Source organism: Kribbella alba, assembly GCF_039529635.1.
Lineage (GTDB): Bacteria > Actinomycetota > Actinomycetes > Propionibacteriales > Kribbellaceae > Kribbella > Kribbella alba.
Genome location: NZ_BAAANE010000009.1, coordinates 512,256 through 533,973, shown reverse-complemented (window position 1 = coordinate 533,973; position 21,718 = coordinate 512,256). Strand labels below are relative to the sequence as shown.

Here is a 21,718-nt window from a genome sequence, read left to right as displayed (position 1 = left end):
GCTGCTCATATTCCTCGCCCTCTCGCGTTCGCCCACTGCAGAACTCTGTTCGCCGGTACGACCCCGGATGCGATCGCCAGCGCGAGATATCCGCGCTTCTCACCAGGTGCCAGCCGGAGGGCTCGCAGAGCCCACCGCGACGAGTCCGAGCGGCGCCGCAACGCCGCGTACGCCACCGCCTTCTGACCGTAGATCCGGGCCAGGCCACGGGGGCTGTTCCGGATCACGGCATGTTTGTCGACCATATAGTCCAGCGCTTCGATGATGACGGCCCAGCGCGCGGTGTAGAAGGAGCCGGGGTGCCAGAGCACCTCGACCAGCGGCTTGCTAACCACTGCCACCTTCTCCGCGGCCAGCGCCCGGAGCATCCAGTCGTAGTCCTCGGCGTACCCGCCGGGCAGGTCCTCGTCGACCCAGCCGATCCGGTCGAACGCCGTCCGTCGGACCAGCACGGTGGAGGGATGAGCCTCCATCACCCGGCGCCGGGCCAGCTCGTCCACGGTCACGTCCGCCGGGGTCGGGACCCGGACGTGGGTCTGGTCCCCGATGGTGATCACGATCCCGCAGACCGACAGTCCGGCGTCCGTTGCCGCCAGCATCGATACCTGGTTCCGCAGCTTGTCCGGCCGCCAGCTGTCGTCGTCGTCGCAGAACGCCAGCAGTTCGCCGGAGGACCCTGCCACGCCGCTGTTGCGGGCACCGGCCAGGCCGGGCGTCCTGGTGTTGGTGATCACCCGCACACTGCGTTCGCCGGCCTGCCCGGTCAGCGGCAGGCCCGCGGCCAGGCCGGACTCGGGTTCGCTCTGGTCGTAGACGACCACCAGCTCCACCGGTCCGTCGTACTCCTGGACCGCGATCGAGGTGAGCGCCTTGCGGAGCAGCTCCGGCCGGTTCCGTGTCGCGACCACGACGCTGACCGCCGGAGCCACAATGCCGGTCGGCACGGGGGATGTACTCATCAGGTGCTCCTTCTCAGCACTGCGGGCACGAACCGGCGCGCCGGTAAGGCGAACCGGGTCAGGAGAACGACTCCTTGAATGGTGGCGCCGACCTCGGCGATCCGGTGCACGGCCTCGGCCAGTGCCCGTTGCCGGGTCCGCGGGGTGACGACCAGGACGACCTGACCGGCCTGGGCAGCGAGCACGGAGCCAGGCTCAGTGGTCACGCCGCCGCTGGTGACGAGCACGGTGTTCGTCCTCGTCCGACCTTGTGTAAGGGCGACCAGGTCTGCGGACAGCGCGGTGTGGTCGACCACGCGTGTCTCCCGCCCATGGACGCGCAGGGCCGCGGACAGCTGGTCCGCGGCGGCGCGTCCGCCCTCGGTCGGTTCGTGGTCGGGGGGTGCGATCATCACCGTCCCGGAACCGCGGTCCAGCACCCCGGCGATGATCGGGTCCCAGGTTGTGCCGGCCGGCCGGCCGATCCAGCGTCTCGGCAGCGTGACGACCGAGCTGCCCGGCACCAACCGGGACACGTCCGAAGCACGACCAAGCCGGGAGGACCGGATCGCGGCCAGCAGCACGCCGGCCAGCCCGCCGAGCATCAGCCCTGCCACCGGTGGCACGAGCGGGTTGAGCCGCTCGGCGGTTGTGGTGCCACCGATCCGCACCTGTTCGCCGGGGTAGGCGCTGGTGGTGCGGACCTGTCGCGACTCCGCCTGCCGCGCCGCGATCTGGCTGGCGATCGCCTGGCGGCTGGCTCGCTGCTCGGCCACCTTGCCGGCGGTCAGGTTGCCCTTGATCACGGTCTCGTCCAGCCGGGCGTTCAGGGTCGCGATCTGCTGACCGATCAGCTCCACCCGGTTGTCGCGGCGCTTCTCGAACTCGTCGCGGCGCAACTGCAGGTAGGTCGCGGTCATCGTCGCCGCGCCCTTCTCGGCGGCCACCTTGCTGGTGGACTGGTACGTCACCTTCAGCACCTTGGTCGTCGGCACAGCGGACAGGTGCACGTGCGCCTCGATGTCCTGCTCGCCGGTCGCAGTCCGGGTCGCGGCCAGGACCGGCGCCGAGACCAGCCGCGCCGCCTCGGTGTCGATGGTGAACCACTTGGCGCTCTCCTCGCCCTGCCGGGCCAGGTAGAGCGGCGCATCCGCGACCAGGACGGCCGAGGTGGACGAATAGACCCGGGGGGTCCGCACGAGCCACCCGATCCCGATCACAGTGCCGACCAGAGCGCAGACGCCGACAGCCACCAGCCCCCTGCGCACCGCGCGCAGGTAGCTGGACAGCTGGATGGCGTCGTCGCGCGCCGGCCGGCCGGGCTTCACCGGCGCCAGCTCGGGGTGGCTCCGAGGAGCCGGGTGAGTTCGGTGTCGGACGACTCGAAGGTGTCCAGCAGGGTGGATCGCAGCGAGTCCGGCATCGGCGCGCTTGGCCGCGCGTTGGCCTGCTCGACCTTGGCAGGGTTGCGGACCGGGAGCCCCAGCCACTCCTGCAGCCGGGCGAACTGCTCGACCGGCTGGTCGAAGAACCGGTTCGCATCGATCACGAACACCTGCTCCGGGGACAGCGCCTCCTGCAGCCGGACGATCTGCTCGGCGTACCGGCCGCGGCCGACGTACGCGTGGTGGCGGTGATGGAAGCTCTGGTACGACGGGTCGGCGTGCATCCGCTCGACCTCACCAGCGAGCCGCTCCGGTTCGAGCGCCAGCGCGGTCTCGAAGTCCTCGGTCTCGAACCCCCGGGCCAGTTCGTGCTTGTACGCCGAGAACGCGCGCTCGACCGGGTCCCGGACCAGGGTGACGACCTTGACGTCGGGCAGGCGCTGCGCGATCCGGCCCGCGGCCAGCGGGTGGAACATGTAGTAGCCGCTGCTGTCGAACGTCATCGGCCGGCCGACCTTCCGGGTCCGGGCCGCGGCCACCGGAGCCACCGGGAAGTGCCCGTGGTACCAGGACCAGGGGTTGTCGTAGCCGACGTCGAAGTACCCGATCCCCTTGTGGAAAAGGGGCCGCACGATCGCCGGGTGTTCCACCAGCAGTCGGTAGAGCGTCGTTGTACCGCAACGCTGGGCGCCCGCAACGATGAAGTCCGGCAGCATTCGCACGCCCGCGGTGGCCCGTCCGACCGCGCGGGTGGCCTTGCGGATCGCCTCCTGCGTGCCGTCGGGCATGACCTCGCGGGTGGAACGCAGTACGGCGGTGCGTTTGGCGGTCAGCCCGGTCTTGGCGGTGGTCATCGGGTGGATCCCTTCGGCGCCCGCGCGCTGATCCGCCGGCTGTGCCGGGTCAGCGCGTCGAGCACGGTTTCGGTCGTCGGACGGAGCACCTCGCCCTGGGCGCCCTGGCTGCCGACCAGGTAACGCGCGGCGATGGACGCCAGGTAGAGGACGGCGAGCAGGTCCTGGGCCGGCGGGGGACAGGCCGGGTGGTGGGTGTGCGGGCTGGCCAGCGCGGCGTCGATCACCTCGGCGGAGAACCCGGCGGCGCGGGTGCTCGTGTGCAGCACGTAGTGAATCCGGTCCAGGCCCGCCGGTACTCCGGTGGCGAACCGCTCCCAGTCCCACAGTTGCAGGCGGCCACCGCGCAGGCCGAGGTTCCACGGCGCGAAGTCACCGTGCCAGGCAGTCAGGCGGACCTCTTCGTCACCGTGACTCTGCGCGAGCCGCGCCAGCGCCTCCTGGTACGCCGTGCGCTGCCGCACGTCGTCGACTTCACCCGCAGTGCTCACCAGATTCTGCCAGTACGCCGATGCGCTGAGCGCGGCCGATCCCTCGTCGAAACGGTCGTACAACTCGTCGAGCGCGTCCAGAGGTGGTTGCAGCAGCGGGCCACCCGCCGGACGGATCGCAGTGTCGACCGCGGAGATCACTAGCAGTTCTAGGCCTTGCCAGTTCCCCAGGTGGAGCAGCGCGGGGATCTCCAGCAGCCGCCAGTCGCGTTTCGCGAGGTCGGCCAGCGCGGCACCTTCCTGTCCGACCAGACCGGCAGTGAGGTCGGAGTCACCCACCTTCACATAGGCGATACACCGTCCACGCTGGTCGAACGCCTGCAGGATCGGCTTCTGGTTGGCCCGAAGGGATCCCACGCCCAGGCCGACCACCACGGCAGTACCGAGGACCTCGGACAGGTGCTGCTCGATCGAGCCCTCGGCGGCAGCCCGCGGCGTCATCCGGATCCGGTCGGTGAGCAGCCCTTCGGCGCCGGCTCGCAGGGCGACCGAACCGACCAGGCGGACGGCACGTTCCTTGGTCGACAGTGCCCGGCTGAACCGGCGCAGCCCACTGGATGCGGCTGCGGGCCGACCTGCCGGCACCAGCAGACGCGGTGAGGACATGGACGGCACGAAGATCAACTCACGCGCGGACCGGTCCCGCCGGCGGTTGCGCAGCAGTTGTACGTCGTGGCCTGGCCAGAGCCGGGCAACCGTCCGCAGCAGGCGGTCGGTGTTCTGCTCCGCTGCGGCCGTCATGGCGCGACCTCTGCCTTCGGGGCGTCGCGATCGGTCCGCCACATCAGGCCGAGCGCGATCATCAGGGTGAACAGTGGAGAGCCCAAGGTGTCGTAAACCACGATCTCGATCAGGAAGAAGATGAGCAGAGCCAGACCGATAATGGTGATCGGCTCGCGACTGCGGACGTGTCTGGCGAAGCGGACCAGGAAGAAGGCGAGGAAAAGTACCGTGCCGAGCAGTCCCTGGGCGAACACCACCAGCCAGAGGTGGCCCTGGGTTCCGAACGGCGGGACGGCACAGGCCGGGCAGCCGAGTGTCGCGCCACCGGCGATCGAGCCGAAGCTGCCTTCCACGTCCCGGGTGTTGCCGAAGCCGATCAGCGGTGAGCCCTTGATGACCGACTCGACCGTCTTGATCGCCAACTCGCCGCGGCGGTCGTTGCTGTGCTGGTGGGAGAACCGCTCGCTGACCATGTTCGGCAGCGGGGACAGCAGCGCGCCGACGATCGCCAGCACCGCGACCGGTGCCAGCCAGGCCACCGCGTTGAAGCCGCGCAACCGGATCACCTGCACGACGGCGTACAGCGCGCCTATGACCAGGACGCCCCACAGTCCGCGGTTCAGCGAGTACACGACCGGGACCGCGGCGATCACCAGGATTGGCCAGCCCGCCAGCCGCCGCCAACCGCCGTCGCGGCCGAACCAGGAGTACAGGAAGAACGGGAGATAGAACGAGAGGTTGGCACCCCAGGAGTTCGCATAGGCGAACGGCGCCCGCGGTCGCGGCTGCGCGAAGCCCAGCACGCTCTGGATGTCCGCGGTGGCCGGATGGATCAGCGCGTGCAGGAAGCGGTTGTCCGCGATCGACTTGGGCAGCACGATCTCGAGCAGCGAACTGAACTCGAAGTGCGGCGCGAGCACACCGAGCAGACCGCCGACCGCGGTGACCACGAACATCCATGCGAGCAACCGGACAACCTTGGCCGTGGGCAGTTCGGCCTTGTCGGTGTTGCCGATGTACAGCAACACGATGGTGGCGACCAGGTACCAGATCAGCCGGTAGGTGAAGGTGAGCAGCGTGCCGCCGAGGGGACCGGTGTTGCTGAACGGCGCGTCGGTGGAAAGCATCGTGCCGCTGAGCAGGACGACGGCCAGGAACCCGAGCCACCAGCCGAAGCCGCGCGGCGCGATCACCGTGCGGCGGCTGATCAGCGACCAGCCCATCGGCACCGCGGCCAGGAAGAACGCGAACTCGGTGATGCCGAGGACCCACCACAGCGGGAAACCCAGGAAGAGAACGGACAGCGGCCACGTCGCCGGCCAACGGCGACGCCGACGCGGCAGGACAGCAGTGGCCGTGCCGACGCCTGCGCCGACAGTGTGTGGCGACAACTGGATTCCCCCACCCGATCTGTGAGCCAAGCGTTCCGCCCCCCGGAAACCGGCTCCCCCCGGGAAGAGAATAGGTGCACGGCCCACGGATCGCCAATGATCGGTGACCAGTTCGCCAGCTGTCCGTGACCACCGGGTGTCCGGCAGGTGTCCGGCAGGCGGCATCGCGATCTCGCATTCCGGTCACTGTCGGTGAGATCCGAGTGGCCGGAGGTTCTCTGTAACGCGACTTCGGGCCCTCGGCAAGCGATTCGTGGACGAATTGGTGCAGGGATTGCTTCCGAGGGTGTTTACTGTCCGACCAAGGGGACCTGCCTTACCACTGGTAAGGCGGGCAAGGGTGTGTCCGGCGGCCTTCTGAGTGCCGCCCGGGCCGGGGAGGAAACAACTGTGCGCAAGTCCGTTGTCTGTCTGCTCGTCGCGCTGGTCACAGCGCTGGCGGGCTTCGTGGTCTTCCTGGCGCCGTCGGCCGATGCCGTGCACGTCAGCCAGGATCATCTCGTCAGCGACGATCCGGCCAACTGGACCCCGAACGTGCTGGACGGATCGGTCAAGTCGATCCAGCAGTTCGGCGATCGGATCATGATCGGCGGTGACTTCTCCCAGATCCAGTCCCGTGACGGCACGACCACCTATGTCCGGCACAACCTGGCCGCGTTCAACGCCACCACCGGCGCGATCGACACCACCTTCGTGCCCGATCCTGACGGTGAGGTCAGCACGATCATCCCGGCCGGCGACGGCACCACGGCGTACGTCGCGGGGTACTTCAACAACATCAGCGGCGGTGGCTCGCCCAGCCTGGCGCGGATCGACGTCACCTCCGGCGCCCGGGTCTCCGGCTTCAAGGCGCCGAAGCTGGACGGCAGGATCAAGGACCTGCGGTTGTCCAACGGACGGCTGTGGATCGCCGGCCTGTTCACCACCGTGGCCGGCAACGCCCAGCCCGCGCTGGCGACCGTGAACCCGACCACCGGCGCCTACGACCCGTTCATGTCCCTGCAGATCGCGGGCGTGCACAACGGCGGCATCACCACCGTGATGAAGATCGACATCACCCCCGACGGCAGCGAGCTCGTTGCCATCGGCAACTTCGACACCATCTCCGCGGTGAAGCACCACCAGGCGTTCATGCTGAACCTGACCGGCGCCTCGGCGGCGGTGGAGAACTGGCAGACGAACTTCTACAACACCGCCTGCTCGAAGAGCTTCGAGACCTACATGCGAGACCTCGACATCTCGCCGGACGGCTCGTACTTCGTCATCTCCACCACCGGCGCGTACGGCGGGTCGATGATCTCGTGCGACTCCACCGCGCGCTGGAACATCGGCGCCCGCGGCTCCGGCCTGGCCGCCAAGTGGATCGACAACACCGGTGGTGACACCACCTACGCGGTCGCCATCACCGGCACGGTCGTGTACACCGGCGGTCACGCCCGCTGGCAGAACAACCCGTTCGCCGCCGACACCCCCGGCCAGGGTGCGGTCTCCCGGCCCGGAATCGCGGCGCTCGACCCGGTCAACGGCCTGCCGCTGTCGTGGAACCCGACCAGGGACCGCGGTGTCGGTGTCTTCGACCTGCTGCCCACTCCGGCCGGTCTGTGGGTCGGCTCGGACACGGACCGGATCGGCGCCTCCGAGTACCACGCCCGGATCGCGTTCTTCCCGTTGAACGGCGGTGGCGTGATCCTGCCGAACAACACCCCGAACCTGCCGAACAACCTGTACGTCGCGGGGCGGCGCAGCGGGAGCATCACCGTCTCCTGGGGCAACACCGTGAGCAGGTCCTCGTACAACGGGACCACCGCGACACCGCTCGCCTCGGTGCCGAACGGGGGACTGACGTGGAGCAACAACCGCGGGGCGTTCATGCTCAACGGCCAGTTGTACGCCGGCTGGTCCGACGGCAGCTTCAACCAGCGCAGCTTCGACGGCACCACCTTCGGTGCGCCGACGCCGGTGAACACCGGTGACCTGCTCACCACCATGTCCACCTGGCACGGCGAGGTGCAGACGATCACCGGCATGTTCTTCGACGCCGGGCGGATCTACTACACCCGCTCCGGCAGCAACTCGCTCTTCTACCGGTACTTCACGCCGCAGAGCAACGTGGTCGGCGCGAACGTCTTCACCGCGACCGGCAACCTCACCGGGATCAACTTCTCCCAGATGAACGGCATGTTCCTGGCCGGCAACACGCTCTACTGGGCCCAGTCGACCGACGGCACCCTGCGCAGGGCCACCTGGAACCCCGTGACCGGCGCTCCGGTGTCCGGCACGGCGCAGACGTTGTCGACGGGGATCGACTGGCGGTCCCGCACGCTCTTCCTCTACCAGGACCCGACCGGCCAGGGACCGAACACGTTGCCGACGGCACAGGCCGCTGTCACCTGCTCGGACCTGAACTGCACGTACTCCTCGACCGGCTCGACCGACCCGGACGGCACCATCGCGTCGTACGCGTGGACCTTCGGTGACGGCGGGACGAGCGCGGACGCCAACCCGTCGCACCGCTACGCGGCGGCCGGCACCTACTCGGTCGGGCTGACCGTCACCGACAACCGCGGTGGCACCAACACGAAGACCGTCAGCAAGGTCGTCACCCACGTCAACACGTTGCCGACGGCCACCTTCGGGGAGTCCTGCAACAGCCTGGCCTGTTCGTACGACGGGTCCGCCTCGAGCGATCCGGACGGGCCGATCACGGGCTATGCATGGAACTTCGGTGACGGCACGACGGGCACCGGGGCGACACCGTCCCACACCTACCCGTCCAGCGGCACCTACACAGTCAGCCTCACGGTGACCGACAACGAGGGCGGCACCAAGACGACCTCCCACCCGGTGACGGTGACCAGGATCAACCAGGGTCCGACGGCGAGCTTCACCAGCAACTGCACCGACCTTTCCTGCAGCACGGACGCCTCGGCGTCGCAGGATCCGGACGGCACACTGACCGGCTATGCCTGGGACTTCGGCGACAGCTCGACCGGCAGCGGCGTGACGGCATCCCATACCTATGCGGTGGCCGGGACGTACACGGTCAGCCTGACCGTGACGGACAACGACGGCGCGACGGCATCCACCACTCGGTCGGTCTCGGTCGTCGACCCGGCCCGATCGGTGGACTTCGTCGGGTCCAGCCGGGTGAACGGCAACGCCTCGACCTTCACCACGACGGTGCCGGCCGCAGTCGCCGCGGGGGACACCCTGCTGCTGTTCTTCGGCGACAACGACCCGGCTCCGACCATCAGCGGTCCTGCTGGCTGGACCCTGGTCGAGACGGTCGGATCCACCAACCAGGCAGCCAGGTTGTGGCAGAAGACCGCCACGGCGGCTGACGCCGGCAGCGCGGTCGTGGTGACCACCTCGGCGCTGACCAAGGCAGATGCGACCCTGCTCGCCTATCGCGGAGCAGCAGCGATCGCCAACTCGGCCACCGGTAGCGAGACGGTCAGTCAGACCGGGCACACGACGCCGACGTTGACCACCTCGACCGTCGGCGGCCGACTGGTCAGCTACTGGTCCGAGAAGTCGTCGGCCACCACGACGATGGCAGCGCCGGGCGGGACCACCTCCAGGGCGAGCAGCACCGGTGCCGGCTCCGGCCGGATCACCGCGCTCGCGGCTGACAGCGACAGCCCGCTGGTTCCGGGGACCGTGGGCGGCCTCACCGCGACCGCCGACACCGCGTCCGCCCGGGCCTTGATGTTCTCGGTCGTGCTCGCACCGAGCTGATCGATCGACACCACAGCCGCCGGCCTCTTCGGGTCGGCGGCTGTGCACTTCGTGCCATTTGTGGATGAGTTGCTGACCGACAGCGCGTTTGGGTGTTTACTCCCCTCTGGGGAGTCGCGCCGAATCCGGGCTGCGACATAGGGGGATGCGTCCGCGGTCGTTGTCGCGGGCAAGTGGAGGATCTGTGCGCAGGAAGTCTTGTGCCGTCATGCTCGCGGTTGCCACGGCGATCACCGTCTGGCTGGTGCCGGTGCAGGCAAGCCAGGCCGTCCAGGTCACGCAGGACCGGGTGGTCAGCGACGACCCGGCGAACTTCACGCCGGGCGGGTACTTCGACAACGTCATCGGGTGAACGCGACTACCGGCGCCTACGACCCGTACATGGGGCTGGCGATCACGGGTGTCCACAACGGTGGCATCCCCACTGCGATCAAGCTGGACGTCAGCCCGAACGGCAACTCCCTGGTTGCCATCGGCAACTTCAATAACACTTCTGCTGGGTTCTCGATGTGCGGATCATCGGTTCGCGGGCACTACGCTTCGGTCAGGAGGTGGCGGATGCCACGCAGGACGAGACGGTGGACAGCCGTCGGTACGACGATGGCTGTCCTGGGCTGCCTGGTCGCCTGTGACTCGGCGGCGGGGGCCCAGATCGAGGGTCCGGACCCGCTGGCACCCACCGCCACGCCACCGCCGGAGCCCCAACTGTTGCTCACCTTCGACGACCAGGAGCCGGGGTCGTCCGAGGGACGCGAGATCCTGGGTGAGGGATCCGCGGCCATCGAGGTCGCCGTGCTCAGCCGGAACAAGCCGAAGACGACCTTCCAGCCGGGCCACGAGGGCGGCATCGCGCTGCGGTTGCCGGCCTACTCGGGCGAGGCCAAGGGCTCGTTCGGGGCACTGCGAGTCGAGCCGGAGGAGTGGCTGTCGCCCGGTGAGTCGGAATTCAGCTTCGGCGCCGACATCCGGCTGGACGCGCAGTCCAGCGGAAGCGCGATCGACAACGGGGACAACGTGATGCAGCGCGGCCTGTTCGCCGATGCCGCCCAGTTCAAGATCCAGGTCGACAAGCACCACGCGTCCTGCGTGGTCCGGGGCACGGACGGTGCGGTGGTGGTGAAGTCGAAGGTCGCACTGGCCGCGGCCAACTGGTACCGCCTGACCTGTCACCGGCTGGACAAGACCGTGACGCTGACGGTCGAGAACCTGGGCTCGACCCAGCAGCCGGCCGTGGTCTCGAAGACCGGGGCGATCGGGCCGCTGGAGCTGACCGGCGCGGAGCCGCTGTCGATCGGCGCGAAGACCGGAGCCGACGGCGAGATCATCAAGTCGTCCACCGATCAGTTCAACGGCTGGATCGACAACATCAGCTACCTGCGGACCTGAAGACCTTCTCGATCAGCCGATCGGACGCGTGCCCGTCGTCCAGGTGGCAGTAGCGCTCCCGGAACGCTTCGTACGCCGCGGCGTACCGGGTGCGCAGACTCTCCGCATCCTTCAGTACTCCGGTCAGCTCGGCGGTCGTCGTCACCAGCGGCCCAGGTGCTTCCGCCTCCAGGTCGAAGTAGAACCCGCGCAACTGATCGCGATAGTCGGCCAGGTCGTAGGTGTAGAAGACCATCGGCCGCCGCGTGACCGCGAAGTCGAACATGGTCGACGAGTAGTCGGTGATCATCACGTCGGAGGCGAGGTAGAGCGCCTGGATGTCGGGGTGATCGCTGACGTCGACGACCCGGGGATGCCGCGGCACGGGTGACGACGCCGCGACCAGGTGATGGAAGCGGAACAGCAGCACGGTCTCGTCAGGCAACCCGCCGAGCACCTGCTCGAAGTCCGCGGCGAGCGGGTTGGGCTCGGCAGTCGCGGTGAGCGCGTCATCGCGCCAGGTCGGCGTGTAGAGGACTGCCCGCACGGACGGCCCGAGTCCCAGCTCGGCCCGCGTCTTGTCCCGCAGCTCCACCGCGCCCGGACCGGACAGTACGTCGTTGCGGGGATAGCCGATCTCCAGCACAGCCCCGTCGTACCGGAAGGCCTGCCGGAACTTCTCAGTGGAGAAGTGGTTCGGCGAGACCAGGTGGTCCCACCGCCGTACGTCCTTCGCGAGCCGCCGCGCGTAGACGTCAGCACCGGCGTACTGCGCCTGCGGTACGTCGAAGCCGATCCGCTTCAGGGGAGTCCCGTGCCACAGCTGCACATACGTCGTCCGGGAGGTCTTGAGCGGGTACCTCGGCATCATGTCGTTGGACAGGAAGTACCGCGCTGTGGCGATCCGCCGGAAGTACGCCGGTGTGTTCCGTACGACGCGTTCGACGTCGTGCGGCAGTTCGACGGACTCGTCCGCGACCACCCAGATGCGGCGGAGCTCGGGCCGGAGTTCCCCGAGCCGTTCGGAGATCGCGCGCGGGCTGTCGGAGTACCTGCCTCGCCAGCTCTCGAAGACCACCGTGTCACCGCTCATCGACCGGCACCTCCTGCATCGTGTCGGGCCGGCCCGCGCTGGTTGGGACCCAGCCGCCGATGGCGAGGTAGTCGGTGATGACCGCGAGGGACTCCGGCAGCGACGTGCCTGTGGTGTCCACCCGCAGCTCGGCGTCGAGCGGTTCGTCGTACGGGTCGCTGATGCCGGTGAACTGGGTGACGACGCCGGCTCGGGCCTTGCGGTAAAGGCCTTTGACATCTCGCCGTTCACACTCGGCCAGCGGCGTCGCGACGTGGACCAGGACCAGGTCACCGACGGCTTCGACCAGCTCGCGGACGGCGGCCCGCGATTCCGCGTACGGCGCGATCGGGGCGCAGACGGCGATGCCCCCATGCCGGGCGACCTCGGCGGCGACGAAGCCGATCCGGCGGACGTTGAGGTCGCGGCCGGCCCGGTCGAAGCCGAGTCCGGACGACAGCATCCGCCGGACGACGTCGCCGTCGAGCAGGGTGACCGCGCGATCTGTGGCGAGGTGATCCGCCAGAGCCTTCGCCAGGGTGGACTTGCCGGAGCCCGAAAGGCCGGTGAAGAAGACCACCAGACCGCGCTGGCGGCGCGGCGGACGCCACCGGGTGAGGATCGGCATCACCTGCTCCAGCAGGGAATCCGGGCTCTGGGCTGGAGCGGTTGTTGCCTGCTGCAAGCTCTCCAGAGTGTCCGCCCAGAGGATGTTGCCTGACTCGGCAGGGAGGCCGCCGCCTGACTCGGCAGCGGAGGTGAGTCGATGCAGGTGGGTTCCGTCGAGGCCGGTCGTGATCGCCCTCGCCACGTCTTCGTCGACGGTCGTGCCGCGCCAGCTCACAGGCAGGGGGACAAGGGTGAAGTCCGACGGTGCTGCCTGCTCCAAGCACTGCCTGAGCACCGCCGCCGGCAGACCGTCCGGGCCGGTGCCTGCGGTCGGAACCACCAGCACGATGTCCTCGATGTCCAGCGCGCGCAGGTGCTCCACATCCGCCGCCGTGAGCGGGCGCGCCGGAGCGACGACGACCCGGGTCTCGCCCTTACGCACAGGCAGCGCGGCAACATCGGGGTCGACCGGCAGCAACGCCCCCTCGATCCAGCCCGCACCCGGCCCCGGCGTACCGGAGACTGTGCGGCCGGAGACTGTGAGGCCGGTGAGTAGGGCGACTGGATTGGACTCGCAGTCGCCGATGACTGTCTCGCCGACGGTCAGTGCCTGGGCGAGCTCCGCCGTCGTGGCGGGGACGCGCACCCGGCCGGCCGCGGGTGGTTCACCGGCCGCGGCATCGCCCAGAACGGCGAACGGCAGCCGGATTCCCAGCAGCGACAGCCTCACGTCGGCCATTGTCCGGTCGCAGGGACACAGCACCGGCGAGGCCGGGCGTGGTTCCCTGACTGCGCGCAGCGGCATACGAGTAACGTCCTCCAGCACGACCAGCCCCCCAGCTGTCAACGCCCGCATTCTCGCAGGCCCCATCGATCTCCCCCTGGTGACCCTGGGTCACCCGCCATAGTCTGACCTATTCGCCGCCCCGATGCCAGCAGACCGGGCGCGAAGGAGCCGCACCGAAGGACCCGCGCCAGGAGCCGGTGGGGAGCCGCGCCAGGAGCCGCAGGGGAGCCGCGCCAGGAGCCGCGGGGGACCCGCAGGGGAACCGCCGGTCAGGGGCGGCGGGCATAGGTGTCGGCGGCGAGGTTGTAGGCGAGGTCCTTGGCGACACGGAAGGCGTCGTCCTCGTCCAGTCGGTGTTCCACCACCAACTTGGCCAGATAGCCGGCATCGATCCGGCGGGCCAGGTCGTGCCGGGCCGGGATCGACAGGAACGCCCGGGTGTCGTCCACGAAGCCGGAGGTGTTGTAGAAGCCGGCCGTCTCGGTGACCAGTTCGCGGAACCGGCGCATGCCGTCCGGGCTGTCCAGGAACCACCAGGGCGCTCCGAGCCGGACGCTCGGGTAGACGCCGGCCAGCGGAGCGAGTTCGCGGGAGTAGACGGTCTCGTCGACGGTGAACAGGACCATCCGGAAGCCCTCGGCGTGACCGAAGCGCTCGAGCACCGGCCGGAGCGACCGGGTGAACTCGGCGGCGACCGGGATGTCATGTCCCTGGTCCGGCCCGTACGTCGCGTGGATCGCGGGGTCGTGGTCCCGCAGTACGCCGGGGTGGAGTTGCATGACCAGGCCGTCGTCGGCCGACATCGCCGCCATCTGGAACAGCATGTGACCCGCGAAGATCTCCGCGTCTGCTGCTGTGACCTCACCACGCAGCGCCGTGTCGTAGATCCGGCGCGCTGTGGCGTCGTCCAGCGGCACAGCCGCCGCACTCAAGTGCCCGTGGTCCGTGGCCCGCGCACCCGCGGCGACGAAAGCCTGTCGCCTCAGTCGCAGGCCTTCCAGATAGCCGTCGTACGCCGAGGTGTCGGTGCCGGCGAGCTCGCCCAGCCGGCGGGTCAGGTCGCTCCACCCGGAACGGGCGAGGTGGACCAGTGCGTCGGGGCGGAAGGTCGGGATCACCCGGCCGGGCAGATCCGCGGCGAGCTTCGCGTGCTGGGCGAGGTCGTCCGTGGCCGCGTCGGTGGTGGAGATGACCTCGATCCCGAACCGGTCGAGCAACGCCCGGGGGCGGAACTCGGGCTCGGCCAGTCGCGCGCAGATCTCGTCGTACAGGACGTCGGCGGTCTCCGCGGAAGGCGCGACCGTCAGCCCGAGCACCTCGGCGAACTCGTGCTCGAGCCAGTAGCGGCTCGGGGTGCCGAGGAAGAGGTGCCAGCGCGAGCAGAACTCCCGCCAGATCTCGCGCGGCTCGGCCGTCCCGGTGCCGTCGAGGCGGGGGAGGCCCAGGCGGTCCGCCGGGACGCCTTGCGAGATCAGCATCCGGGTGACGTAGTGGTCCGGCACGACCAGCAGGTCGGCCGGGTTGCCGAACGCCTCGTCGGTCGCGAAAAGGGCGACGTCGACGTGGCCGTGGAAGCACAACAGCGGAAGGCCCCGGGTGGAGTCGTGGATACGCCGGGCCACCTCCCGAGCCTCGCCGGCGGGCAGCGCACGGTCCGGGTGGGGCTGCAGAGCCTTCGGCATGAGTCCTCCGTGAAGGGGTCGGCTGAAACAGTCGCTGCAAAGGATTGCAGTCATCGCAGCCCCACACAACCCCAAGTAGACAACGAGGATCCTTCAGCGGCATGCCAGTCGGCAGTGCGGCCTTGACACAGGACTGCAATCGATTGCAAACTCAACCGACAGTCCCGCTGCAGGCTGCCGCGACGGAACGATCTGGAGGTGGAGGTGCCCGCAACGATCCGTGATGTCGCCCGGCTCGCAGGCGTGTCCCCGTCGACGGTCTCCCGGGCGCTGTCGATGCCGGCAGTGGTCAACGCCGTCACCCGCGCTCGGGTCCAGGCAGCTGCCGAGCAGCTCGGCTATGCGCCCAACAGGGCCGCCCGCGGGCTGATCACCGGCCGAACGGGCACCATCGGCCTCGTCGTACCCGACCTTGCGAACCCGTTCTTCCCGAGTGTGGTGAAGGGTGTCCAGGCAAGGGCGCGGGCGTCCGACGTGGCGGTGTTCCTTGCCGACACCGACGAGGACGCGACGGCCGAGGTCGGCCTGGTGCGAGCGCTGGCCAAGCAGGTGGACGGCTTGATCTTGTGCTCCCCTCGAGCCGGCCAGGACGAGTTGGTCTCGGTCGCGCAGGAGACCACGGTGGTGCTGGTCAACCGATTGGTCGAGGGCGTCCCCGCGGTCACCTTCGACAACGAGGGCGGCATGCGCCAGGCGATCGCCCACCTGGTCGCGCTCGGCCACCGCAGGATCGCCTGGGTCGGTGGTCCGCAGACCTCCTGGTCCAGCGCGCACCGGAGCCTCGGCCTCAACGCCGCCGCGGCCGAGCATGGAGTGGAACTGGTCGAGGTCGGCCACTTCGCACCGACCTACGACGGGGGTATGGCCGCCGCTGACCAGGCCGTCGCCACGGGTGCCACCGCGGTGGTGACCTACAACGACCTGGTCGCGATCGGGCTGCTGGCCCGCTTGCACGCACGGGGAATCGCGGTGCCGGAGGCGCTCAGCGTGGTCGGCATCGACGACATCGCCATGTCCCGGATGTCTCGTCCCGCCCTGACCACGGTCCGGCTGCCGAAGCAGAAGGCCGGTGAGATGGCGGTCGAGTTGCTGCTCGCCCTGCTCGACGATCCGGACTCCGACTCCCGGACCCAGGGTCAGCTGCTGCTCGGCGAGCTGATCGTGCGGGACTCCACCGGCGTGGCCCAAGACCCCGCAAGACCTTGAAATCAGATGTGGCAGCAGCGTCGCTGTCGGTCGGCGGACTGGGTGGGACGGGCCACGTCGCCACTCTCGAAGAGACCCGGGCTCATGCGGCCCGTGGAACAGCGGAGGTATCGGCATGACCGAGCGACTCAATCTGGCGAATCTTCCGAAGGAGCACGCACCCGCGGTGGATCCGCGCGAGCTGACCGTCGGCATCGTCCACCTGGGACTTGGCGCCTTCCACCGGGCACACCAGGCCGTCTTCACCGAACAGGCCGTGGTGGCGACCGGCGACACCCGCTGGGGAATCTGCGGAGTGAGCCAACGGTCCGCTGCTGTGCGGGACCAGCTCGCACCGCAGGACGGCCTGTACTCCGTGCTGACCAAGGGCCGCGATTCGCCATCTATCCGGGCGATCGGGAGCATCCGCGAGGTGCTCACCGCGCCGGAGGACCCGGACGCGGTGGTCGCGCGGATCGCCGATCCGCAGGTCGCGGTGGTGACGTTGACCGTGACAGAGAAGGGCTATCGGGCTGCCGCGGGGGGCGGGCTCGACCTGACGGATCCGGAGATCCAGGCCGACCTGACCGGGCGATCACCGAGAACGGTCGTCGGTCAGCTTGCGGCCGGACTGGCTCGGCGTACGGAGACCGGCGCCGGGCCTCTCACCGTGCTGTGCTGCGACAACTTGGTTGCCAATGGCTCCTTGCTCCGGCGGCTGATGGAGGAGTACGCGGCTGCTGCCTCGGTGCCAGGGCTCGCGGAGCAACTCGACGCGGCGAAGTTCCCGTCGAGCATGGTGGACCGGATCGTGCCGGCGACCACCGATGCCGATCGGGAGGAGGCCGCCGGGCTGCTCGGCGTACGGGATGAAGCCCTCGTGGTGGCCGAACCGTTCATCCAGTGGGTGATCGAGGACGACTTCGCGGGGCCGCGGCCGGCCTGGGAGCAGGCGGGCGCGGTGCTGACCCATGACGTCGCGCCGTTCGAGCAGGCCAAGCTGCGGATGCTGAACGCGACGCACTCGATGCTGGCCTATCTCGGTGGTCTGCGCGGCTACGAGACGATCGCGGAAGCCGTGCGCGACGAGGAACTGGCCGGACTCGCGCAGGAGTTGATGACCCGCGATGTGGTGCCGACCCTGACGCCACCGGACGGGCTGGATCTCACGGCGTACGGGGCCAGTGTGCTGGAGCGGTTCGCGAATCCGGCCCTGAAGCACCGCACGGCCCAGGTCGCGATGGACGGTTCGGTCAAACTCCCGGTGCGCCTGCTCGGAACGGTCCGCGACCGTCTTGCCGTCGGAGCCGAACCACGCCTTGCCTCGCTCGCGGTCGGGGCGTGGATGGTCTACGTCGCGACCGGACGAGACGTCAACGGACGCGAGTTGCCGCTCGACGACCCACAGGCTTCGCGCGTGCGGGCGGCGGCCGGATCAGCTGCTCCAGGCGCCGCCGGTCTGGTCGATGCCATGCTCTCGATCGACACCATCTTCGACGGCGAACTGGCCGCGGACAAGGTGTTCCGGGCCTTGTTGGTCGATGGGGTGGCGAGGCTGCAGAACCCCTGACGGTGACTGCAGCGTCATGTTGTAGGCATTGCGTAACCGTATCGACGCGGTCCGTGACGGCGTCCCCTGGATCCAGGTCCCTGTCCTAGGCAATCGGTGTAGGCCTGTCCTACTGTCGGAGTTCAGCGTCCGTTCAGTGTCGAGCGGGCGGGGGACGGGCTGGGGGATCAGGTATGAGAATTCTGATCAGCGCGGTCAGGTGTGACCCTGGCGATCGCCGGGGATCCGGAGCCGCGTGGGCCTGGTGCAAGGCCGCGGCGCGCGATCACGACGTCACGCTGATCACCCGCGGCGATTCGGCCGACCGCATCGACAAGGACCTGACGGTGCGCCCTGTCCCGGGCCTGACCGTGGTTCGCCTGGACCTTCCCTGGCGGCGCGACTACTGGTGGTCCGACTCGCTGTGGGTGCGACGCGCGGAACTGACCGCGCAACGACTGCACGCCGAGCAGGAGTTCGACGTGATCCATCACCTCACCGTCGGGCCGGCCGGAGTCCCTGGGGGTGTCGCGCACCAGGGCGTGGTCAAGGTGATCTGGGGACCCGTCGGCCTGTCGACTCCGGTGCCGCTCGGCCTGATGCATTGGCTTGGCGCCGGTGGTCTGCTGGCCGAGTTGGTCCGCCGGGCCGGCGCGGCGGTGACCCGGCGGCGTTTCAACCGGCGGGCGGCACGTCAGGCCGACCTGGTGGTTGCCCAGGACAACGATGCGGCCGCGCTCCTCGACCGCGCGGTGGTCGAGCCGGTCGTTGCCATCCGCCCGGTGACCAGCGGCGGTGGGGCCGGCCACGGATTCGGTGCCTCGGGCACCAGAACCGCGATCTTCGCCGGCCGGCTGGTACCGGACAAGGGACTTCTGCTCGCCATCAGCGCACTCGCCCGGCCGCAGGCTGCGAGGTGGGAGCTGCGCGTGATGGGGGATGGGCCGGACTGGCGACGGGCAGAACGCCTGGCAGACAACCTCGGAGTACGCGACAGGGTCGAGTTCCGCGGCGACGTGCCGCGGGAGCAGGTGCTTTTGGCGTTGCTGCGGGCCGATGCGCTGTTCGCGCCCTGGTTGCAAGCACCGGCGGCCTGGACGATCGCGGAGTCGCTTGCTCGCGGCTGTCCGGTGGTGTGCCTGGATCGCGGTGCGGCGGCGGCGCTGGTCGGGCCGGGGGAGGGCGCGGTCGTGGCGTGGCGTGGCGATGTGGTCGGAGCACTCGCCGATGCCCTCGGCAACGTGACGTCCCGGGTCGAGCCCGTCAAGCGCTGGACGCCGGACCGTCTCCCCGGCATCCTGGCCGGCTGGTACTCCGCCGAACCCGCCCGCCACTGAGCACGTGGTCCGGCACTGGCCCGCTGGAGGGCCGATGCCGGACGTTGCCTTGAGCTAGTCGCGGTTGGAACGGCCCGGTAGGGCCAGCATCCGGTCCAGTGCGATCTTTGCGTACTTCTCGGTCTGGGCGTCGACCTTGATCGGGTTGACCACCGTGCCCGCGACCAGGTTCTCCAGCGTCCAGACGAAGTGCGGCAGGTCGATCCGGTTCATCGTGGCGCAGTAGCAGACGGTCTTGTCCAGGAACACGATGTTCTTGTCGGCGTGCTGCTTCGCCAACCGCTGCACCAGGTTGAGCTCCGTGCCGACCGCCCACGATGTGCCGGGCGCGGCCTCGTCGATGGTCTTGATGATGTACTCCGTCGAGCCGACCAGGTCCGCCTTCAGGACGACCTCGTGCTGGCACTCCGGGTGCACGATCACGTTGACGCCGGGGACCCGGGCGCGCACGTCGTCCACCGAGGCCGCGGTGAACCGGCCGTGCACCGAGCAGTGCCCGCGCCACAGGATCATCTTCGCGTCCGCGAGCTGCTGCTTGGTCAGACCGCCGCCCGGCTTGTGCGGGTCGTACACCACGCACTCCTCCAGGCTGATGCCCAGCTTGAGTACTGCGGTGTTCCGGCCGAGGTGCTGGTCGGGCAGGAAGAGCACCTTCTCGCCCTGCTGGAAGGCCCAGTCGAGCGCGGCGTCCGCGTTGCTCGAAGTACAGACCGCGCCGCCGTTGCGGCCGCAGAACGCCTTGATGTCGGCGCTGGAGTTCATGTAGGTGACGGGGACGGTGACGTCGGCGACACCCGCGTCGGCGAGCGCGTCCCAGGCCGCCTCCACCTGCTGGATGCGCGCCATGTCCGCCATCGAGCACCCCGCGGCGAGGTCCGGCAGGATCACCGTCTGGTTCTCGTTGGTGAGGATGTCCGCGGACTCGGCCATGAAGTGGACCCCGCAGAACACGATGTACGGCGCGTCCGGGCGGCCCGCGGCGTCGCGGGCCAGCTTGAACGAGTCACCCGTGACGTCGGCGAACTGGATCACCTCGTCACGCTGGTAGTGGTGGCCCAGCACGAACACCTGGTCGCCGAGCGCGGCCTTGGCGTTGAGTGCGCGCTCGACCAGGTCGGGATCGGAGGCAGGCGGGAGCGAGCCCGGGCACTCCACCCCGCGCTCCGAGTGCGGGTCGGTGTCGCGGCCGAGGAAAAGCAACGGGAGAGATCTCGAACCCTCTGCGATCGTCGTCACGTCGCCCATCGTGCCACGGCGCGGCGCTCGGACCGCATGGTGCAGGTCACTGCCCGGAATGCGAAATCAACGGGAATTCTCCCAGTCTCGGGGTGGTTCATTCGGGCGGCTCATTCAGGGCGGTTCATTCAGGGCGGTTTCGGGCCGGGCGGTTGAAGTAGGGCTCTTCGGAGCCGTACGCCGTGGGCAGCAGCGGGAGGTGATTCGCGATCAGCGTCAGCCGGGCGGCTTCCTCGGCCGTGAACCAGCCGACCTCGGTGACCTCGTTCGAGAGTCCCGCGGTGCCCGCGACGCACTCCGCGCGGAAGAGCACGCCGACGACCTGCACGCGGTTCCCGTCCGGGTAGACCACCACCACATCGGGGTTCGAGTAGACCCCCAGCAGTTCGGTCACCCGAACCGTCAGCCCGGTCTCCTCGAGCACCTCCCGCTCAGCGGTCTCGGCCGGCCGCTCACCTGGATCGGTCCCGCCGCCCGGCAGACACCACTCGCCGTTGTCGCTCCGCTTGGTCAGGAGCAACCTGTCCCCGTCGAGCACCGCCGCCGTCGCCCCGATCCGGAGCACCGCCGTCGCCCCGATCCGTTCGCCGTACTCGTGCGTCGTGTGCCCGGCCACCCGCGGTGAAGTGTCAGTCATTCGCCCGATCATGCCTCCCGATCGGTTCTCCCATGGCCTGGCGGTGATCAGCCGCCGGTTGTCTCAGGCAGCCGGTACCGCGGGCTCAGGACAAGCGCCATGGCGGTATCCAGGTCGACGCGATGCCCCACCGACACGAGGACGAGCTTTACGTGGTGCTGGGTGCGGAGCCCTGCCCGGTCGGCGGTTGTAGGTGCGGGTGGTTGGGCGCCGGTTGTAGGTGCGGGTGGTTTCCACGCGGGAGTTGTAGGTGCGGGTGGTTGGCGTCCCCGGGCTGCGTGAGTGTGCTAGTCGTGCTGGTGCGCGTCAAGAGCGCCTCCGGCGTCCCTTCGGGATCGAAACGAGTTTCGACTCCTGACCCGCACCACCCCGACCAGGGACAAGGACGCAGCTATCCCGGAGCCGCTCAGAGGTGTGGCACGTGGCGGGGTGATACGTACGGCTCAGGCCCGGGTGGAAATCGGCGACCTTGTGCACGGGCCAGTCGTTTCCCGCGGCGCGAAATGGCTGGGCCGTGCACAAGGTCGCGGGCCGGGGGCCGGTTTGGGGGTTGGGGTGTACCGACGGACAGGACGTGGTCGCCGGCCGAGGCCGGCGTACCGCTTGAGGCGGCGGCGCGAGCGCCGGATCGGGGGACTACGTCCTGTTCGTCGGTACGGCCAGGCCCGCCCCAGGCCCTTGGTCGCCCACTTGGCCGGGTCCAGCCGGCCCGATGCCGGTGCCCCAGGCCAGGCTGGGC

The 21,718-nt window shown here is 69.3% G+C and carries 16 protein-coding genes and 1 pseudogene; 6 read left to right on the top strand and 11 right to left on the bottom strand.

What is annotated here, in order from left to right:
• Positions 1-5 precede the first annotated feature (5 nt).
• The 5 genes from ABD210_RS27140 to ABD210_RS27120 are packed head-to-tail and all read right to left on the bottom strand — an operon-like array spanning position 6 to position 5,782.
• Positions 6-959: a glycosyltransferase family 2 protein gene (locus ABD210_RS27140; protein WP_344115088.1), complete on the bottom strand. Its 954-nt coding sequence runs from the start codon at positions 957-959 to the stop codon at positions 6-8.
• Positions 959-2,266: a GumC domain-containing protein gene (locus ABD210_RS27135; RefSeq protein WP_344115087.1), complete on the bottom strand. Its 1,308-nt coding sequence runs from the start codon at positions 2,264-2,266 to the stop codon at positions 959-961. The genes ABD210_RS27140 and ABD210_RS27135 overlap by 1 nt, the downstream gene beginning before the upstream one ends.
• A complete protein-coding gene (locus tag ABD210_RS27130; RefSeq protein ID WP_344115086.1) occupies positions 2,263-3,177 on the bottom strand; it encodes a sulfotransferase family protein in 915 nt (304 codons plus the stop codon). Before ABD210_RS27130 ends, ABD210_RS27135 begins: the two co-directional genes overlap by 4 nt.
• Positions 3,174-4,409, bottom strand: coding sequence for a hypothetical protein (locus ABD210_RS27125; RefSeq protein WP_344115084.1), 1,236 nt, complete (start codon positions 4,407-4,409; stop codon positions 3,174-3,176). The genes ABD210_RS27130 and ABD210_RS27125 overlap by 4 nt, the downstream gene beginning before the upstream one ends.
• Positions 4,406-5,782 (bottom strand): O-antigen ligase family protein, encoded by a 1,377-nt coding sequence (locus ABD210_RS27120; RefSeq protein ID WP_344115082.1) that lies wholly within the window; start codon positions 5,780-5,782, stop codon positions 4,406-4,408. Before ABD210_RS27120 ends, ABD210_RS27125 begins: the two co-directional genes overlap by 4 nt.
• A gap of 390 nt (positions 5,783-6,172) precedes the next feature.
• Between ABD210_RS27120 and ABD210_RS27115 the strand changes: the two genes are divergently transcribed.
• The 3 genes from ABD210_RS27115 (at position 6,173) to ABD210_RS27105 (ending at position 10,906) form a co-directional block, all read left to right on the top strand.
• Positions 6,173-9,520 carry a PKD domain-containing protein gene (locus ABD210_RS27115; protein WP_344115080.1) on the top strand — a complete coding sequence of 1,116 codons (3,348 nt, stop codon included), beginning with the start codon at positions 6,173-6,175 and terminating at the stop codon, positions 9,518-9,520.
• Between the two features lie 184 nt (positions 9,521-9,704).
• Positions 9,705-9,872, top strand: a complete 168-nt coding sequence (locus tag ABD210_RS27110) for a hypothetical protein (protein WP_344115078.1) — start codon at positions 9,705-9,707, stop codon at positions 9,870-9,872.
• On the top strand, positions 9,869-10,906 hold the full coding sequence (locus ABD210_RS27105) for a LamG domain-containing protein (RefSeq protein WP_344115076.1): 1,038 nt from the start codon (positions 9,869-9,871) through the stop codon (positions 10,904-10,906). The genes ABD210_RS27110 and ABD210_RS27105 overlap by 4 nt, the downstream gene beginning before the upstream one ends.
• Here the strand turns inward: ABD210_RS27105 and ABD210_RS27100 are convergent.
• The 3 genes from ABD210_RS27100 to uxaC all read right to left on the bottom strand — a co-directional run bounded on the left by ABD210_RS27100 (position 10,887) and on the right by uxaC (position 15,035).
• Positions 10,887-11,978 (bottom strand): CDP-glycerol glycerophosphotransferase family protein, encoded by a 1,092-nt coding sequence (locus ABD210_RS27100; protein WP_344115074.1) that lies wholly within the window; start codon positions 11,976-11,978, stop codon positions 10,887-10,889. The genes ABD210_RS27105 and ABD210_RS27100 overlap by 20 nt on opposite strands.
• On the bottom strand, positions 11,968-13,296 hold the full coding sequence (gene cysC / locus ABD210_RS27095) for an adenylyl-sulfate kinase (protein WP_344115072.1): 1,329 nt from the start codon (positions 13,294-13,296) through the stop codon (positions 11,968-11,970). The genes ABD210_RS27100 and cysC overlap by 11 nt, the downstream gene beginning before the upstream one ends.
• A gap of 326 nt (positions 13,297-13,622) precedes the next feature.
• Positions 13,623-15,035, bottom strand: a complete 1,413-nt coding sequence (gene uxaC / locus ABD210_RS27090; RefSeq protein WP_344115071.1) for a glucuronate isomerase — start codon at positions 15,033-15,035, stop codon at positions 13,623-13,625.
• 204 nt (positions 15,036-15,239) lie between these two features.
• Here uxaC and ABD210_RS27085 point away from each other — a divergent pair, with 204 nt between their 5' ends.
• From ABD210_RS27085 to ABD210_RS27075, 3 genes are all read left to right on the top strand, one after another.
• The gene (locus tag ABD210_RS27085; protein ID WP_344115069.1) at positions 15,240-16,241 is read left to right on the top strand and encodes a LacI family DNA-binding transcriptional regulator; all 1,002 of its coding nucleotides are present in this window, start codon (positions 15,240-15,242) and stop codon (positions 16,239-16,241) included.
• 115 nt (positions 16,242-16,356) lie between these two features.
• A complete protein-coding gene (locus tag ABD210_RS27080) occupies positions 16,357-17,790 on the top strand; it encodes a mannitol dehydrogenase family protein (protein ID WP_344115068.1) in 1,434 nt (477 codons plus the stop codon).
• Between the two features lie 173 nt (positions 17,791-17,963).
• Positions 17,964-19,106 carry a glycosyltransferase gene (locus ABD210_RS27075; protein ID WP_344115067.1) on the top strand — a complete coding sequence of 381 codons (1,143 nt, stop codon included), beginning with the start codon at positions 17,964-17,966 and terminating at the stop codon, positions 19,104-19,106.
• A gap of 54 nt (positions 19,107-19,160) precedes the next feature.
• Here the strand turns inward: ABD210_RS27075 and nadA are convergent, their stop codons facing one another.
• The 3 genes and pseudogenes from nadA to ABD210_RS32550 all read right to left on the bottom strand — a co-directional run.
• Complete coding sequence (gene nadA, locus ABD210_RS27070) at positions 19,161-20,351, bottom strand: quinolinate synthase NadA (RefSeq protein WP_344115065.1); 1,191 nt, start codon at positions 20,349-20,351, stop codon at positions 19,161-19,163.
• Positions 20,352-20,466: 115 nt separating this feature from the next.
• Entirely contained in the window at positions 20,467-20,979 is a 513-nt protein-coding gene (locus ABD210_RS27065) for an NUDIX domain-containing protein (RefSeq protein ID WP_344115063.1), read from the bottom strand.
• 47 nt (positions 20,980-21,026) lie between these two features.
• Positions 21,027-21,140 (bottom strand): annotated as a pseudogene (locus tag ABD210_RS32550) (endonuclease V); the annotation flags it as partial.
• Between the last annotated feature and the right edge of the window lie 578 nt (positions 21,141-21,718).